Here is a 16,713-nt window from a genome sequence, read left to right as displayed (position 1 = left end):
TGTGGACCGGTTCCGATGGTGACTCCCTCTTCGAAGAGGGAAGCATCCAGATGACCGAAGGCGCCCGTGGCGACTTCGTCGGCTCGCCGGTCGAAGCCGTCGCAGTCTCGTTCCAGGAGACGCGGTCCGGAGGATCGTTCGAATGGCATCAGGACCCGGTCCCACGGTTCGTCATCACGCTTTCCGGTACGCTCGAATTCGAAACGAAGTCCGGAGCGACGTTCACCATCCGCCCGGGTGACGTTCTTCTGGCGCAGGACAACAGCGGAAGCGGTCACAAGTGGCGGCTGATCGGCGAAGAACCGTGGTGCAGAGCCTACGTCGTCTATCGCGAGGGCGCCGAACTGAACTTCAAGCCGAAGGGAGACGCGGCATGATCACTCCGACATCCTCGAAGCCCGACGTCGTCCTGATCGGCGCCGGCATCATGAGCGCGACTCTCGGCACCGTGCTCAAGGAACTCGATCCGTCGCTGCGGATCGCCATGTTCGAGACGCTCGACGACTGCGGGCAGGAGAGTTCGGAGGCGTGGAACAACGCCGGGACCGGACACGCGGCAAACTGCGAACTCAACTACACGCCTCAGCGTGCCGACGGCAGCATCGACATCTCCGAGGCGCTCAAGGTCAACACCGAGTTCGACATATCGCGTCAGCTATGGTCCTTCCTCATCACCAAGGGAGCGATCCCGGATCCTCGCGCCTTCATCCACCCGTGCCCGCACATGAGCTTCGTCTGGGGTGTGGAGAACGTCGCGTTCCTGAAGGCCCGGTACGAGGCGATGTCGGCGCATCACTGCTACCACGGCATGGAGTACAGCGAGGACCGGGCGACGATCGCTGGATGGGCGCCGCTGATCATCGAGGGCCGAGCCGAGGACCAGCCGATCGCGGCGACACGGATGATCACCGGGTCAGACGTGGACTACGGATCGCTTACCCATTTGCTCGTCAAGCACCTGACGGCTCAATCCGACTTCGATCTGCGCTACAACCGCAAGGTCGTCGATCTGACGCAGACGGACGACGGACGGTGGAACGTCGAGATCGAGGACGTCTACGACGGAACGCGGCAGACCGTATCGGCGGGCTTCGTGTTCATCGGGGCAGGCGGCGCCTCGATCGAACTCCTCCAGAAGTCCGGCATACCTGAAGGGGACGGCTATGGCGGGTTTCCGGTCAGCGGCATCTGGCTGCGCTGCGAGATCGACGCGGTGACCTCGCGCCATCACGCCAAGGTCTACGGCAAGGCGGCGAGCGGTTCGCCTCCCATGTCGGTCCCGCACCTCGATACGCGCGTGGTCGCTGGAAAGACGTCGCTGCTCTTCGGGCCGTATGCCGGCTTCTCGAGCAAGTTCCTCAAGCACGGTTCCCTGACCGACCTGTTCCACTCGATCACGCCCGACAACGTGATGCCGCTCCTCAACGTCGCGAAGGACAATTTGAAGCTCACGGAGTACCTCGTCGGCCAGGTCATGCAGACGGGGGCGCATCAGTTCGAGACGCTCAAGCAGTTCTTCCCGAACGCCAAGCGCGTCGAGTGGAAGGAGGCGGTCGCGGGCCAGCGCGTCCAGGTCATCAAGCCGGACAAGACCGACCGGGGCGGCCGCCTGGAGTTCGGGACCGAACTGATCTCCGCCGCCGACAAGTCGATCGTCGCGCTGCTCGGCGCTTCCCCGGGCGCCTCGACGGCGGCCTTCATCGCGATGGAGGTCCTGGAGAGGTGCTTCCCGGACAAGCTCGCCGACGACGCGTGGTTGCCCGGCTTGAAGAGGATCATCCCGACCTACGGCGTCGATCTGACGCAGGACGCCGACGCCTGCCGCGCTACGCGCGCGGCTACGGCGCCGGTCCTGAGGATCGAGAACGTCTGACTACGAGATAAAAGTTTCACGGTTCGCGGCCCGAGCCTCCCTCCCTCCGTGGGTTCGGGTCGCGATCCATCCGAACGGAAAAGAAGAATATTCCGATGACCAAGGTTCTGGTGCTCTACTACTCATCCTACGGCCATATCGAGCAGATGGCGGACGCTGTCGCAGAGGGCGCACGATCCGCCGGCGCCGACGTGGATGTGCGGCGGGTGGCCGAGACCGTTCCGCAGGCGGTCGTCGAAGCGGCGCACTTCAAGACCGAGAGCGCGCACGCCCTGATCGAAGGCCCCGATGCGCTCGCCGACTACGACGCCATCATCGTCGGCTCCCCGACGCGCTTCGGACGCATGCCGAGCCAGATGGCCAGCTTCTGGGACGCAACGGGCGGCCTGTGGTTCACGGGCAAGCTCATAGGCAAGGTGGGCGGCGCGTTCACGTCGACCGCGAGCCAGCACGGCGGGCAGGAGACGACGCTGTTCTCCATCATCACCAACCTCATGCACCACGGCATGACGATCGTCGGCCTGGATTACGGGTTCCAGGCGCAGGTCGGCGTCGACAAGGTGCGGGGCGGTTCGCCTTACGGGGCGACGACGATCGCGGACGGCGATGGAAGCCGCCAGCCCGGGCCGGACGAACTCGACGGCGCGCGCTACCAGGGGCGGCGGATCGCCGAAACCGCAGCCAAGCTGAAGTGAGAGTGCGTTAGGGCCCGGTACGACGATCTGCCGGGCGCTCCCGTCAGATCGTCCGCGGTGGTGGTCAGCGCCTTCGATCACCTGAAGCCGGCTGGGGTGAGAAACAGAGTGGTGAAGCGCCCTGTCTTACGATGACGCCATCTGGAGCCCACGCCGTCAGACCGCATAACGGCCTCTGCATCGCGGCGTAGCCCTCCTTGGATGCCGATCGCACCCCGCAGATCCCGGGAGATCGCCATGCCGCTCGGCGTCGAACGTCAGGGATATCGTACCGGCTCGGGCTCGGCCGGAAGAGGGATGAATTCGTGCTCTTCCGGAACATGGGCAAAGCGATCAGCCTTCCAATCGGACTTCGCCTGTTCGATCCTCTCCTCGCGCGAGGACACGAAGTTCCAGAAGATGTGGCGTCGTTCGGGAAACGGTTCGCCGCCGATCAGCATCAGCCGTGCGCCATGTGATGCCCGGACGATGATTTCCGCATCGGGCTTGAACACGACGAGTTCGCCCGAGGCGAAGCCACCGGTCTGTCCGACGACTTCGATCGCTCCCCCAACGACGTAGATCGCCCGTTCGACGTGCTCGGCCTTGAGCTGGTACCGGGCGCCCGGCTGGAGATGGATGTCGGCATAGACGAGATCGGAGAACGTCTTCACCGGTGACACCAGCCCGTCAGACTTGCCGGCGACGAGCGTCAGCCGCGTACCGTCGGCTTCAACGACCGGGATCTCGCCTGCCTTGTAGTGCGCGAAGTCAGGAGCGATCTCCTCCATCCCCGCAGGCAGCGCCAGCCAGGTCTGCAGCCCGAACAGGGATGCACCACTGGCCCTGGTCTCAGCACCGGTACGCTCGGAGTGCACGATGCCCGAGCCCGCCGTCATCCAGTTGACCTCGCCCGGACGGATGGCCTGCACCGAACCGACGCTGTCGCGGTGGAGGATCTCCCCCTCCAGCAGGTAGGTGACCGTCGCCAGACCGATGTGAGGATGGGGGCGCACGTCGAGACCTTCACCCCCACGGAACGCGGCAGGACCCATCTGATCGAAGAAGATGAAGGGACCGACCATCCGTCTGTGAGCGGAGGGCAGCGCGCGGCGGACGGTGAAGCCGTCGCCAAGGTCGCGGACGGGTGGCAGGATGACCTGCTCGACACCTTCGATGTCGCTGGAACGGATGGACATGGGCTAGCTCCGTAACGAGGTCGCCGGGCCGAAGCCCGGCGTTGATTAGGTCAGGCGGCGTCGACCAGGATGATCTCACTGTCCTCGACGGCCGTGATCGTAAGCGTCTCGACATCACTGATCGCAACGCCGTCGCGTGCGTTGGCGCGAGTGCCGTCGATTTCGATCGAGCCGGTCGCAGGCACCAGATAGGCGCGCCGGTCCTTCCCGAGCGGGTAGGACGCGGTCTCGCCCGCCTTCAGCGTCGCAGCGACGATGCGTGCGTCGGTGCGTATCGGCAATGCGTCGTCATCGTTGGCGAACCCCGACGCCAGAGTCACGAAGCGTCCCGAACGCTCGCCCTTGGGGAAGGGACGTGCACCCCAGCTCGGCTTCTCGCCCGAGCGGGTCGGCTGGATCCAGATCTGAAAGATCTTCGTCGTGACGTCCTCCTTGTTGTACTCAGCATGGGCGATGCCCGTACCAGCCGACATCACCTGCACGTCGCCGGCTTCGGTGCGACCGACATTGCCCAGGTTGTCCTGATGCGTAATCGCTCCCTCGCGGACGTAGGTGATGATCTCCATGTCACGGTGGGGGTGGGGGTGGGGTGGAAATCCGGATTGGGGTGCGATGGTGTCGTCGTTCCAGACCCGGAGATTCCCCCAGCTCTCGCGCTTGGGATCGTAGTAGTTCGCAAATGAGAAATGGTGTTTGGCGTCGAGCCAGCCATGATTGGCGCCGCCGAGCGATGCGAAGGGACGAAGTTCGATCATGTCGTATCTCCTTTGGGGTAGGATGGTCAGGCGGACAGAAGCGCGAGCGCGTCGACCTGACGATCGTTGAAGCCGAAAGCACGGAGAGCCGGGACGTAGTCGCTGGCTATCCGCCGATGGCGATTAGTCTCGCAGACGAAGTCGCGAACGGCCTCGAGCTTGGGGTCCGCGAGCGGCCGAGGCCCCTTGTTGCCGGTCAGAGCGCGAAAGATGCGACCTGCCACGCCAGCTTTCCCCGTGGCACCGCATCCACACTTGGAAGCGTCGCTCAGGGCTACCGACACCGCTTGCCATTCCAGCGAGCTGAGGGTCGGTTCTGTCGTTGCCACGTTGCCCATTTCGTCCTCCGTCGTTCCGTTGCCATGGAGATAGGCGGTGCCGACATGATCGATCAGTCAGATAAAGTACGTCAGAACATTCGATGAAACTGAAAAGGCGGGCTCAGGGCGCGGGTGGCGTTCAGGCAGTATCGATCATCGAACGCGCAGAGCCGTCCAACTAGGGTCATGCACGACCAAGCCGGATCACCGGCTTTCCGGCATATCCGCTCGAGATGCTCGCGCCATCCCGGCGCGACCGAGGAACAGCCCGTGCAGCAGCTTCCCGTCGATCTCGATGATCCCTATGCGCGAACCGGTCAGGTTTATCCGGTATTCTCCGACGAGATGACGGACAGGATCCGCCCTTACGGCGTCGAGGAGGCGCTACCCCCTGGCGCCCCGCTCTTCGCTCGCGGCGACCGGCACGCCGACTTCTTCGTCGTGCTCGGCGGCGAGATCGGTATCTTCGCCGCGGATCAGGACGGCGAGGGGTCGGAGCGGCTCCTGACGGTCCACCGCCGCGGCCAGTTCACCGGCGAACTCGATCACTTCAGCGCTCGCGCTCTGCTGGTCAGCGCGCGCGCGATAACCGCGGTACGCGTGCTGCGCATCGCCGAGTCCGGGTTCAAGCGGCTGATGACGGCCGAGTCCGACATTGCCGAGACGGTGATGCGTGCGTTCATCCTGCGGCGGATGGGCTTCGTCCATCACGGGGAAGCTGGCATCACGCTGCTGGGACCCGCATCATCCTACGACACCCTCCGCCTGGAGCGCTTCGCCATCAGGAACGGCTACCCGATCCGGCTGGTGGACACGGCGAGCGACCCTCGAGGCGTCGACCTGATGGTGGAGCTGGGGTTGGAGCCGGGCGATCTTCCTGCGGTCGTCACTCCGGACCGGACCGTGATGCGGAACCCGCCGACGCCCGAGTTCGCGGACAAGCTGGGACTGACCGAGAAATTCGCCGCCGACGAGATCTGGGACGTCGCCGTGGTCGGAGCCGGACCTGCGGGGCTTGCGTCCGCGACCTACGGCGCCTCCGAAGGCCTGAAGACCGTGGTGATCGAAGGCCTCGCCCCGGGCGGACAGGCAGGTACCAGTTCGAGGATCGAGAACTATCTGGGCTTTCCGACCGGCATTTCGGGACAGGCCCTGGCCGGGCGTGCCCAGGTCCAGGCGCAGAAGTTCGGCGCGCGGATCGCCGTCTCCCGGATGGCGATCCGACTGGACTGCTCGGCGAGCCCCTTCCGCATCGAACTCGAAGACGGTCAGGTCGTACTCGCATCAGCCGTCGTGGTGGCGTCGGGCGCGCGGTACCGACGGCTGTCCGTCCCCCAGTACGAACGGTACGAGGGAGCCGGCATCCAGTATGCGGCGACGGCGATGGAGGCCAGCCTTTGCAAGAACCAGAACGTCGTGGTTGTCGGCGGGGGCAACTCGGCCGGGCAGGCCGCGGTCTTCCTCTCACGACACGCCGGCCACGTTCACATCCTGGTCCGGAAGTCGGGCCTGGCGGAGACAATGTCCGACTATCTGGTCGAGCGCATCGCGATGTCGCCGCGGATCACGCTGCACCCCTTCAGCGAGGTCACGGGCGTATTCGGCGAAACGAACCTGCAGGAGGTGGAGTGGATCGACGACCGCACCAGGGAGACCACGAGGATCGCGTGCGGAAGCCTCTTCGTCATGATCGGCGCCGAGCCGAACACCGAATGGCTCAGGACGTGTCTTCCGCTGGACGAGAAGGGCTTCGTACTCACCGGCCATGACGCCGAAGGCAAGGCCTTGGAATCCCCTTACGCAACCAGCCGGGACGGGATCTACGCCGTCGGAGACGTGCGTGCGGGATCGGTCAAACGAGTCGCGGCAGGCGTGGGGGAAGGGTCGATCGTCATCCAGGCGGTGCACCGATACCTCGACCGTAATGCCTGACCCGTCAGCCGCTTCCTTCGGAGAGGCTATCGCATCCCGCTAGACGAAACGGGGGATGGGGCCGGGTTGAGCGGTCTGATCCGGCAGCGGCACCTCGATTCCGTCGACGTAGCACCAGCCCCAGCCCTCGGGCGGGTCGTATCCCTCGATGATCGGATGGCCAGTGGCATGGAAATGCTTTGTGGCGTGCCGGTTCGGCGACTCGTCGCAGCAGCCGACATGGCCGCATTCGCGACAGAGACGGAGATGCACCCACCAGGATCCGGTCTCGAGGCATTCCTGGCATCCGGCCGCGCTGGGGGTGACGTCTTCGATGGTATGGAGATGGGTGCAGCCGGTCATTGAATGGATCCTTAATGGCGATTGCTGAGCAGAGATCGCTTGGGATTGCGCGCATCGAGGCATCGAGCATTGCAGAAATCCGTCATTGCTTGGTTGAACCAATCAAAACCGCGCTGCTCATCCTCTTCGGCGCGTCGTCGAGGCTCGTCCCGCCGCCCGGGAAGGTCGATCAGCAGCGGATCGGTCCGTAACGCGCTGCTTTTCGACAAGAGCGCAATCAATTCGCCGCATAGCTTTCGCTGCACCAAGCCTTGTCGCGAGTAGACGTTAAATGACCTCCGACCCAACGAACCCCGCCATTGAGGCGACCGGAGTCCGAAGGAACCCAGTTCCCGATCAAGTCGGCCGTCGGGGCGCTCTGAAGCGAGCACGTTCCTGTCCGGGCACGGCGAAGTGACCGGAACCAAGCCTGTCGAGGCGTCGCCGGTCGCTGCAACCGACACGCCGGCCGCACCGTCCTCCGAGACGCTGCGGTTCATGGGCATATTCCTGGCCGTCGCTCCGGCGATGTTCATCGGATCCCTGGATCAGACGATCGTCGCGACGGCGCTCCCGGTGATCGCCGCTCAGCTCGGCAGTCTCGCCGACATAACCTGGATCGTCACCGCGTATCTGCTGGCTGCGACCGTGGCAGCGCCGATCTACGGCCGACTGGGCGATGCCGTCGGACGCAAGACGGTGCTTCTCGGTGCGCTGGCGTTGTTCATCGCCGGGTCGGTGGCCTGCGCGCTGTCCCCCAACCTAACGGTCCTGGTCATCGGACGGGCTCTTCAGGGTCTCGGCGGCGGGGGGCTGATGACGCTGTCCCAGGCGCTGATCGGCGAAGCCGTCAGCCCCAAGGAACGAGGACGGTTCCAGGGTTGGTTCGGAGCCGTCTTCGCGACCGCCAGCACGCTGGGTCCCGTCCTCGGCGGCCTCCTCTCCGAGCACGTCGGCTGGCGCTGGATCTTCTGGGTAAACGTACCGCTCGGATTGGCGGCGGCCGTCGCGGCGATGAGGGTCGAAGCCGAAGAGGGACAGGGCGGCTTCTCGCTCGACGTCCAAGGCACCGCGATGTTCGTCGCCGCGACCCTCGCCCTTCTGGTCGCCCTCAGTCTGGGCTCCTCGCTCGGATGGACATCGGCGCCGGTCCTCATCCTGCTCGGCATCGGTCTGCTCGGTCTGGCTCTGCTTCTGCCCGTGGAAAGGCGGGTGACGGCTCCGCTGCTCTCACCGGGCCTGCTCACGCAGCCCGTGGTCTGGAAGTCCGCGCTCTGCGTACTCCTCTTCGCCGCAGCGCTCTTCGGGGCGTTGGTCCAGCTGCCGTTGATGCTCGAGTTGGTCTTCGATGTGAGCCCGACATTTGCGGGACTCCTGCTCATTCCGCTGACGCTCGCCCAGGTATGCGTATCGACATGGGCCGGCATGCGGATGTCCACCACGGGGCTGCCCCGGGGGCCGCTGGTCTGGGGCCTGGGAATGGCGACGCTCGGCTTCGTGGCGCTGGCTGCCACGTTGACCCTAGGCCCGATCGCCGTCGCCGCATCCTCCGTGCTGTTCGGATTGGGACTCGGGACGACCATGCCCGCCGCGCAGACAATGGCGCAGTGGGCTGGAGGAAAGGCGAGATTGGGCGCGTCGACGGCGACCTTGTCCTTCTCCCGGTCCGTAGGCGGCGTATCGGGTACGGCGGTCACCGCCGCGATACTCCTGGCCGCGATCGAACACTACGCCCCGGGATCGGCCGGAAAGGTGCAAGCGCTGGTCGGAGGCGGAGGCGTCGAAAGGGCGGGCCTTCCCCACGAAGCCATCACCTCGGCATTCCGCCTGGTATTCGCGTCCCTGGCGGCGATGACCGCAGCGGCGACGCTTCTGGCCGCGACCATCCCGGCCGTCGATCTCGCGGCCCCCGAACCCACGGCATGAAACGCCGGGGAGCGTCGGGCGCGAAGTTCAGCGGCCGACGCCCGGAGGCTCAGGAAGTGGGTAGTTCGATCGACTGCAACGCTGCGCGGAACCGGGACGTGGCATCGTCGAGGTGAGCGGCACCCGTTCCGAAGGTCCAGGACTTCATCGACGGCTGCAGCGCCAAGCCCAGTTCCGCGAGACGCATCTCGGCATCGATGGCACCTACCACGCCGCGCAGCATTGCGGAGCCCGCCGAACCCGTCCGGTCGGGTGTCAGCCCCGAGTCCAGCATGCCGGGCGCGATGCCTGCGCTCTCGGCGCCCACGCGGTTGGCTTCACGCACGGCCACCCTCGTCGCCTGCTCCATGACGTCCGGGGTCCAGTCATCGGGCGAGCCGAGCCCGATCATCAGGACTGCCTCCGCCCTGATCACCGTGGGCAGCGTCCGGAGCATCACCGTCTCCATCCGTTCGGCGCGGAAGGACCGCTCCGCGCGCAGGGTCCGCAGACGTCCATCCAATGCCGTATCGAGATCCAGAAGACCTCCGACGAGGGGGGCGTCGCCCACTTCGTGCGTGAACATGCCGGCGCAGGAGAGCTCGACCATCGCGCCGACCGCGTCCCAGGCTGCGACGTCGATCACCACGCCGCGGTACGTTCCTACGATTCTGTGTTCGGGCATGGCTTGCTCAATTCTCTGGCTGGAAAGGTGAAAGGAAGAGGTAGGCGATCAGTGCGGCGCCTCCTGCCATGACGGCGCCTATGACGGCCGCGACGTGAAACGCTTCGATCATCGCGGGACCATGCCGCGCGATCACGGTGCCCGTCAGCGCGGTAACGATCAGACCGCCGGTGCGGGACGTGGCGCTGTTGAGCCCGGATGCCGTTCCCGTGCGAGCGGCATCCACCGCGCCGAGGATGGCCGTCGTGAGCGGTGCCGCCGTACCCGCCATGCCGATGGCGATCACCGCGATCGCAGGGAGAACGTCGAACAGGTACGTGGCGTCCGCATCGACCCGCAGCAGAAGAAGCATGCCGGCTCCGACGATCAGCGGCGATATCGACAACGGGAGACGAGACCCGACCGCCACGGCCGCTCGGCCGGCGAAAGGCGATCCCAACCCGATGATCAGGGGGAAGGGTACGAGAGCGAGACCCATCTGCAGCGCGGTGTAGCCGGCGGTCGTGATGAGGACGTAGGGCAGAAGAACGAGGAACCCGGAAAGCGAACCGTAGACCAGGAACGTCAGCAGCGTGATGCCGACCAGCGGCTTCGACGCGAACATGCTGAGCGGGATCATGGCGTCCGGACCCTGCCGATCCTCCACGAGAACGAAGACGACGAACGCAAGGAGACCTGCAGCCATCGCGGCCGCTGGCACGATCCCGCCATGCCCCCCGGTCCAGTCGGTCAGAGCCCAGGCGACGAGCCCGAGCGCGAAGGTGACGATGACCGCGCCCAGCCAGTCCAGGCGCTGACCGCCGGTCCGGCTTTCGCCGACGTAGTGGAGGGCGCCGACGATGGCGCCTGCCGCAACGGGAATGTTGATGAGGAAGATCGTCCGCCAGCCGACGTTCTCGATGAGGGCGCCTGCCAGCAGGGGGCCGAGCGTGGTGCCGATCGATCCGGCTGCGGCCCACAGGCCGATCGCCTTCCCCCGCGCCTTTCCCGTGAAGGCCGAGCCGAGAATGGCGAGGCTGTTGGGTATGAGCATCGCCGCGCCGACGCCCTGGATGGCTCGCGCGATCAGCAGTGCGGGCAGGTCCGGCGCGAAGGCGCACCCGACGGAGGCGATCAGGAACAGAAGTATGCCCGCTATCAGTATCCGTCGACGTCCGAAGTGATCGCCGGCGGCACCTCCGAACAGCAGCAGGGCGGAAAGCGGAAGCCAGTAGGCGTTGATCGTCCACTGCAGACCGGCAGGATCGGCATGGAGATCGCTGCCGATCGCGGGCAGGGCCACGTTCAAGGCGGACGCGTCGATGAAGCCCAAGGTCGAAGCCAGCACCGTCACGACCAGCGTGGCTCGAGGGTGGCTCGTCGGCGTCGGCATCATGGCCTTGGTCACCGCGTGGTCGCCGGCGTTCGCTGAAACCGATGTCATGTCGTGCGCCTCACGTGGTCACGGCGATCTTGCTCGTCCCGTCGTTGCTAACCGGCGCAGCGTTGTTGGCTTGGCGTAAATACGCGCGGCTTGTCCGATCCGGACGATTTGAGACCGGCCGGCGAAGTGCTGGAGCAGTCTTACGCAGATGCGAGCCGCGATCATGCGATCGTCCGTCCCGGACCACACCCCGTGATCGATCTGCGGCCTTCACCAACCTCGCGCCGCCTGGACCTTCGCGAACCGCTCCGGACTCTGCGGTTTCATGAACACCGTGACGACGTCCGGATGAGCGGCCTTCAACCGCTGCTCCATGCTGTTCGCCACGTCCTCGATCTCGACGGCCTTGAGGCCCGGAGCGAATTCGACGCTGAGCGCCAGGATCAGTTGATCCACGCCGATGTGGACGGTGATCGCGCCGTTGACGGCCTCGATGCCCGGCTCCTCGCGGGCCGTGGCCAGGATCGTCCTGACCTTCGCCGGGGACGCAGACAGGCCGATGAGCAGCGCCTTGGCCTGACCGGCCAGCACCAGCGCCGATACGGCGAGGATCGCACCGATGCCGATGGACGCCAGGCCATCGAGCCATGGTCGGTCGAGGACCTCGCCGGAGGCGATCCCCGCGGCGGCCAGGAGCAGACCGAGTACGCCGGTCAGGCTCCCGAACAGAACCGTCAGCGATGCCGTGTCGCGCGACGTACGGGCGAAGGCGATCAGGCCGCGCCAGCCCTTGCTGTCGCTGATCTTGCGGAGGGTGAACGCCGACGAGACGATCTCCACGCACAGCGAGGCGAGGAGGATGGCGTAGTTCAGCCGCACGTCCTTGAGCGGCGAGGGGGCCGCGATCTGCAGCAGTCCATCGTGGATGGTCGTCCCCGCGCCCGCGGCCAGAATGAGCAGCGCCGCGACGAAGCTCCAGAAGAAGGCTTCGCGTCCGTAGCCCAGTTGATGAAGGGCATTGGACGGACGTCGGGCCGCGAAGACGCTGTAGAGGAGGATGACCTCGGTGCCGGCGTCTATCAGGGAGTGGATCCCTTCGGCGTACATGGCGGAACTGACGGTTGAGGCTGCCGCGTAGAATTTGAGGACGGCGATCGCCAGGTCGCCGGCCAGAGCGGCGATGACCGTGACGGATCGCGCGTCCGCGCCTCCGGCGCTCAGCAGCGCGGGCAGACCGGCCCACCCCTTCCCGGAAAGTCTGAAGGCCTGTCTCATGACCAAATGTGTCAGTCCGATCGGCACGGCGGTTCGGCTTCCATTCCAATTCTCGGGGGCGGATCCGCCCACTGGCGCCGTTGTCGGGCAATTCGCATCGCGGCGTAACTATACGAGGGTCTGGGTAGTCGTCCTTAGACGACTACCGGAAGACCGTGAGGCGATGCGATCACCGCTGCCAGCGTGCGGGCGATTCGGCGCCGGTCCCGATCAGACGTCCCGCTTGAAGACCAGGGGCATGATCAGCACGGCTACCAGGAGCACCAGCATCAGCGCGACTATCGGATCGCCGAGAAGGAGTTGCATCTCCTCCCATGCGCCTATGCCGATGCCTGCGGCCAGCACCGTCGTAACCGCTCCGAAGGCGATGGAAGCGCGCGTGATCGCGCTAGCCGGGGACGATGGGCGAGAGACCGGCGCGGCGTCCATGGCCGGCTTCGCCCCCGTCGACGACGAAGGTCTCTGACCGTGCGGTTCGATGTTCGATAGGGGCGTCATCTCGCGGTTCTCGCAACTTCCTGCTGCACCGGATTCGAGAGGATGCCGATCCCTTCGAGTTCGACTTCGCAGACGTCGCCGGGCTTCATCCAGAGCGGTGGTGTGCGTGCGAACCCGACCCCGGCGGGCGTTCCGGTCACAATGACGTCCCCAGGCGCGAGCGTCATGGCTTCGCTGAGCAGCGAGATCTGACGGGCGACGTCGAAGATCATGTCGTCGGTCGAGATGTCCTGCACAACCGCGCCGTTGAGACGCGTCTGGAGACGCAGCCCCTTCGCGCCGGGGGGAAGGGCCGCGGCAGGCACGAACCAGGGACCGAAGGCACCGGTGCCGTCGAAGTTCTTGCCGACCGTCCACTGCGGCGTGCGGAACTGGTAGTCGCGGATCGAGGCGTCGTTGAAGATCGAATATCCCGCGACGTGAAGCAGAGCCTCCTCCTCCGGGATGTGACGACCGCCGAGGCCGATGACCGCTACCAGTTCACCTTCGAAGTCGAGATGGTCAGAAACGGCGGGGCGGATGATGGGCGCTCCGTCACCGATCAGACTCGAGGCGAACCGCCCGAAGATCGTCGGATAGCTCGGAACCTCGAAATGTCCTTCCGCGGCATGGTCGAGATAGTTCAGGCCGACGCAGAGGATCTTGCCGGGATCGGGCAGCGGCGGAAGCCGTTCGACCAGGTCCAGATCGATCGGCTGCGCGGAGCGGAACTGCTGGATCACGTCCATCAGGTCGATGCCTGCGGCGATCAGTTCCGGCAGATCGCCCGGATAGGCGGCGTCGTTCCACCAGACGGCCCGGAAGCCGTCTCCGGCATCCGCCGCGAGGCCGAGACCGTCCTCATTCCGGAAGCGAGCGAGCTTCGACATAGCATTCTCCATGATGTTTCGGTCCGGATCCGGACGTTCAGTTCCAGTCGGCGTTCTTCGAAGTCCGCCCGATGCCCGGGTTCAGGCTGTTGGTCGGATCGAGTTCCCGGTAGTGACGCACGAGCGCGGGCTTCGCCTGGTAGAGATGGCCGACGTTGTGTTCGGCCGGGTACTCGGCTCGGCGCTCGTCCAGGAGCGCCCACATCGCGTTCTCGAAGGCGACGGGGTCGCAACCCGGCTTCAACAGATAGTCCCGGTGGAACACGTGGCAGAAGAAGTGGGCGCAGTAGCTGACCCCGACGACCTTCGCTACGAGTTCCGGCGGAAGCTTCTCGGCCCAGTCCTCGTCGTTCCTGCGCAGCGCCACGTCTAGGGCCACGATGTCGGAGATCTGGTCGCGGTGAAGCGCGCGGAACCGGATCGAGGCGCCGGCGACGGCGAACCTGTGCAGGAACGCCTTCGCCCCCTCGTCCGGGGTGCATTCGAAGTAGTCGCCGTTCGACGTCGGGAACGACCGGCCGAGGAGCTCCCGCGCTTCGGCGATGCCTTCGCCCGACATCCGAAGGATGAGATGGTGCTCGAACCGTTCGTGATACTCGTAGAGCCGGCGGGGAAGGTGCGGGGGAAAGAGATCCGCGACCCCCTGCATGATCCGGTCGGACAGATTGTCCGGAAGGAACGGTACGCAAGCGACGAGGGCGTCGAACCTGCCCTTCAGGGCGAACAGGCCCGGGAGGCGCTTCGCGCCCAGATGCCGGATCGCGAGGAAGGTGTCCTTTCCGTATCTTTCGGTCAGCGCGAACGCGGAACTATGGATGTACTCCCCTTCGACGGGCAGCGATCGGAAGTGCTGCAGGACCTGCCGTCTGAACGCTGACAGCTCCGCCGGGTCGTTCGTCCCCAAGTAGAATTCCGCGATCTCTTCGTCGTGCGGGAAGGTGTCGAGACGCACCGCGAAGACGACGACGTGTCCGCCCGACCCCGCTGCCTCGAACAGCCGGCGAGGATCGTTGTTGAACCGGGCCGGCGTCTCCGCGTCGACGTCGCGGACGTGGTTCTGGTAGTCATGGTCGGAGCAGGTCCGCTCCTCGTCGTCGACAATGTCGGCTTCGTCGTACGCACCGGTTTCGATCGTCTTCAGGATCATTTCGGGATCATCGCCGAGGTCGATACCGAGATGGTTGACCAGGTCCACGACGCCGTCGTCGCCGATTCTGGCGAACAGCGTCATCTGCGTGAAGGCGGGACCGCGCTGGATGAGCGCGCCGCCGGAGTTGTTGCAGACGCCACCCAGCACGGACGCCCCGATGCAGGACGAGCCGATGCGCGAATGGGGCTCGCGCCCCATGGGCGCGAGCATGTCCTCCAACTGGAAGAGCGTGGAGCCCGGCAGACACACCACCTGACGCCCGTCCCGGATCGGACGAATGCCTCCCATGCGGACCGTGCTGACGATGACCACATCGCGGTCGTAGTCGTCGCCGTCGGGCGTCGACCCGCCCGTGAGGCCGGTGTTGGCCGCCTGCATTATGACGATCGCCCTGGCGCGTGCGCAGGCGTTCACCACGTGCCACAGTTCGCGCAGCGAGGAGGGCTTGGCGACCGCGAGCGCGTCACCGGACCCGAAGCGGAATCCGGTGCGATAGCGCTTGGTCTGGCGGCTCCCGGTCAGGACGTTCCCTGCGCCGAGGATCTCCTGCAGGTTCCGTACGAGGCGCAGGCCGGCGGCGGTGGGATCGGACGAAGGCGTCATCTGAATGCTCCGGTGCCGTGCGTGGCGGCTGAGCGGGTTCGCGCCCGCGGGCTGTGGTCGGACCGAAGCCCAGGTCGAGCGGGCACGGCCTCTCGACCAGTCGCGGCGCCTAGAGGACTGGACACGGCCTCAGCCGTTCCACGTCTCGAGGAACTCGAGAAGCAGAGCGTTGACGGCTTCCGGCCGTTCCTCGTGCGGGAGATGGCCGCAACGCTCGATGGGAACCGCCCGCAGGTCGTCGGCCATCTCGCCCCATACCTTCGGCATGTCGAACATCTTGCCGACCGCACCGAAGTCCGCGCCCCAGAGCGCGAGCGTCGGGCAGGCGATCTTGACGTCGGCGTCTACGAGGTCCTGCGCGACGTCCTCGGCGTTGGCCCGGTAGTCGGCCATCGCTCCGCGGACGGCCCCGGGTGCCCTGAAGGCGCGGACGTAGGTGTCGAACGCCTCGCCCGAGATCGCTGCCGGATCGTATGCCCAATCGGAGAAGAACCAACGAAGCCAGGGCTCCTCCTTGCCTGAGATCAGGGTCTCGGGAAGGTCGGGAACGAGATGGAAGAGGAAGAACCAGTACGCCTTGGCGATCTCCGCATTGATCTCGCGTGCGACGACCCGGGTGGGCACGTTGTCCATCACCACCAGCCGTTCGACACGGTCCGGGAAGTCCTTAGCGAAGCGGGTCGCGACGCGGGCACCGCGATCGTGTCCGACGAGTGCGACCTTCTGGATCCCGAGAGTGTCGAGCAGCGCTGCGAGATCATTGGCCATCGTGCGCTTGTCGTAGCCGCTGGCGGGTTTGTCGGTCTCGCCGTAGCCGCGCAGATCAGGTGCGATGATGCGGTACAGTTCACCTAGCACCGGTATCTGGTGCCGCCAGGCGAAGTTCGTCTCGGGGAATCCGTGAAGCAGTACGACCGGAGCGCCGGCACCGGCGTCGATGTAGTTCTGGCGAATGCCGTTTGCTTGGACGGTATGGTTGGCTTGGGCGATCATGGGTTACCTCGACGGCTCGGCGTTGGTCTGGCGGGTGACGTCCACCGGGGGGCTTAGGACCCTCGGTACGATGCCCGTCTGATACGACCGGCCGATCCACACCGGCTTGGCGAGAGACGGCATGGCTTGGACGTGGTGCGCATGAACGATGATGTGGACAGGCGCGGCGCGTGCCCACCCCGGCATTCCTGCACGGAACTCCGAGCTACCAATGTTATTTTGGGCACTGCGCTTCGATGGCAGGTCACGAACGCGGGGCTGCGCATGAATGTCGAGATGCGGGATGTTGGAAAATAGC

General features: G+C 65.7%; 17 protein-coding genes. 7 read left to right on the top strand and 10 right to left on the bottom strand.

The features are described 5' to 3' along the window. Nucleotides 1-50: 50 nt before the first annotated feature. From H8S47_RS09385 to wrbA, 3 genes are all read left to right on the top strand, one after another. Nucleotides 51-377, top strand: coding sequence for a cupin domain-containing protein (locus tag H8S47_RS09385; protein WP_214655017.1), 327 nt, complete (start codon nt 51-53; stop codon nt 375-377). Beyond that, nucleotides 374-1,873 (top strand): malate dehydrogenase (quinone), encoded by a 1,500-nt coding sequence (gene mqo / locus H8S47_RS09380; RefSeq protein WP_187503609.1) that lies wholly within the window; start codon nt 374-376, stop codon nt 1,871-1,873. Before H8S47_RS09385 ends, mqo begins: the two co-directional genes overlap by 4 nt. Before the next feature lie 95 nt (nt 1,874-1,968). Continuing rightward, the gene (wrbA, locus tag H8S47_RS09375; protein WP_187503608.1) at nt 1,969-2,568 is read left to right on the top strand and encodes an NAD(P)H:quinone oxidoreductase; all 600 of its coding nucleotides are present in this window, start codon (nt 1,969-1,971) and stop codon (nt 2,566-2,568) included. A 257-nt stretch (nt 2,569-2,825) separates the two neighbouring features. Here the strand turns inward: wrbA and H8S47_RS09370 are convergent, their stop codons facing one another. From H8S47_RS09370 to H8S47_RS18870, 3 genes are read right to left on the bottom strand one after another with little or no spacing between them, the layout of a single operon-like run. Continuing rightward, nucleotides 2,826-3,746, bottom strand: a complete 921-nt coding sequence (locus H8S47_RS09370; RefSeq protein ID WP_187503607.1) for a pirin family protein — start codon at nt 3,744-3,746, stop codon at nt 2,826-2,828. Between the two features lie 50 nt (nt 3,747-3,796). Next, on the bottom strand, nt 3,797-4,501 hold the full coding sequence (locus tag H8S47_RS09365) for a pirin family protein (protein WP_187503606.1): 705 nt from the start codon (nt 4,499-4,501) through the stop codon (nt 3,797-3,799). A gap of 26 nt (nt 4,502-4,527) precedes the next feature. Continuing rightward, nucleotides 4,528-4,725 carry a hypothetical protein gene (locus tag H8S47_RS18870; RefSeq protein ID WP_235982722.1) on the bottom strand — a complete coding sequence of 66 codons (198 nt, stop codon included), beginning with the start codon at nt 4,723-4,725 and terminating at the stop codon, nt 4,528-4,530. Between the two features lie 282 nt (nt 4,726-5,007). Here H8S47_RS18870 and H8S47_RS09355 point away from each other — a divergent pair, with 282 nt between their 5' ends. Then, on the top strand, nt 5,008-6,753 hold the full coding sequence (locus H8S47_RS09355; protein WP_187503604.1) for an FAD-dependent oxidoreductase: 1,746 nt from the start codon (nt 5,008-5,010) through the stop codon (nt 6,751-6,753). A gap of 39 nt (nt 6,754-6,792) precedes the next feature. Here H8S47_RS09355 and H8S47_RS09350 read toward each other — a convergent pair whose 3' ends face one another. Continuing rightward, complete coding sequence (locus tag H8S47_RS09350; RefSeq protein ID WP_187503603.1) at nt 6,793-7,095, bottom strand: UBP-type zinc finger domain-containing protein; 303 nt, start codon at nt 7,093-7,095, stop codon at nt 6,793-6,795. 14 nt (nt 7,096-7,109) lie between these two features. Here H8S47_RS09350 and H8S47_RS09345 point away from each other — a divergent pair, with 14 nt between their 5' ends. Together H8S47_RS09345 and H8S47_RS09340 are read left to right on the top strand one after the other, a co-directional pair. Next, the gene (locus tag H8S47_RS09345) at nt 7,110-7,286 is read left to right on the top strand and encodes a hypothetical protein (protein WP_187503602.1); all 177 of its coding nucleotides are present in this window, start codon (nt 7,110-7,112) and stop codon (nt 7,284-7,286) included. Nucleotides 7,287-7,488: 202 nt separating this feature from the next. Then, nucleotides 7,489-9,000 (top strand): MDR family MFS transporter, encoded by a 1,512-nt coding sequence (locus H8S47_RS09340; RefSeq protein WP_187503601.1) that lies wholly within the window; start codon nt 7,489-7,491, stop codon nt 8,998-9,000. Between the two features lie 49 nt (nt 9,001-9,049). On the opposite strand, the gene H8S47_RS09335 is transcribed toward H8S47_RS09340, so the two are convergent. The 3 genes from H8S47_RS09335 to H8S47_RS09325 all read right to left on the bottom strand — a co-directional run bounded on the left by H8S47_RS09335 (nt 9,050) and on the right by H8S47_RS09325 (nt 12,329). Next, nucleotides 9,050-9,628 carry a M17 family peptidase N-terminal domain-containing protein gene (locus H8S47_RS09335; RefSeq protein WP_187503600.1) on the bottom strand — a complete coding sequence of 193 codons (579 nt, stop codon included), beginning with the start codon at nt 9,626-9,628 and terminating at the stop codon, nt 9,050-9,052. Between the two features lie 43 nt (nt 9,629-9,671). Next, the gene (locus tag H8S47_RS09330) at nt 9,672-11,087 is read right to left on the bottom strand and encodes an MFS transporter (RefSeq protein ID WP_235982720.1); all 1,416 of its coding nucleotides are present in this window, start codon (nt 11,085-11,087) and stop codon (nt 9,672-9,674) included. Between the two features lie 210 nt (nt 11,088-11,297). After that, nucleotides 11,298-12,329, bottom strand: coding sequence for a cation diffusion facilitator family transporter (locus H8S47_RS09325; RefSeq protein WP_187503599.1), 1,032 nt, complete (start codon nt 12,327-12,329; stop codon nt 11,298-11,300). 295 nt (nt 12,330-12,624) lie between these two features. On the opposite strand from H8S47_RS09325, the gene H8S47_RS09320 reads away from it, so the two are divergent. Next, the gene (locus tag H8S47_RS09320; protein WP_187503598.1) at nt 12,625-12,768 is read left to right on the top strand and encodes a hypothetical protein; all 144 of its coding nucleotides are present in this window, start codon (nt 12,625-12,627) and stop codon (nt 12,766-12,768) included. Between the two features lie 28 nt (nt 12,769-12,796). Here H8S47_RS09320 and H8S47_RS09315 read toward each other — a convergent pair whose 3' ends face one another. The 3 genes from H8S47_RS09315 to H8S47_RS09305 all read right to left on the bottom strand — a co-directional run bounded on the left by H8S47_RS09315 (nt 12,797) and on the right by H8S47_RS09305 (nt 16,415). Then, nucleotides 12,797-13,669 (bottom strand): fumarylacetoacetate hydrolase family protein, encoded by an 873-nt coding sequence (locus H8S47_RS09315; protein WP_187503597.1) that lies wholly within the window; start codon nt 13,667-13,669, stop codon nt 12,797-12,799. Nucleotides 13,670-13,706: 37 nt separating this feature from the next. Beyond that, nucleotides 13,707-15,422, bottom strand: a complete 1,716-nt coding sequence (dld, locus tag H8S47_RS09310) for a D-lactate dehydrogenase (RefSeq protein WP_187503596.1) — start codon at nt 15,420-15,422, stop codon at nt 13,707-13,709. A 129-nt stretch (nt 15,423-15,551) separates the two neighbouring features. Further along, nucleotides 15,552-16,415, bottom strand: coding sequence for an alpha/beta fold hydrolase (locus H8S47_RS09305; RefSeq protein WP_187503595.1), 864 nt, complete (start codon nt 16,413-16,415; stop codon nt 15,552-15,554). Nucleotides 16,416-16,713: the final 298 nt, after the last annotated feature.

It is taken from the genome of Sphingomonas albertensis (assembly GCF_014358075.1).
Taxonomy (GTDB): domain Bacteria; phylum Pseudomonadota; class Alphaproteobacteria; order Sphingomonadales; family Sphingomonadaceae; genus Sphingomonas; species Sphingomonas albertensis.
Note: the sequence above shows the minus strand (reverse complement) of the source record. Positions and strands in the feature narration are given on the sequence as shown.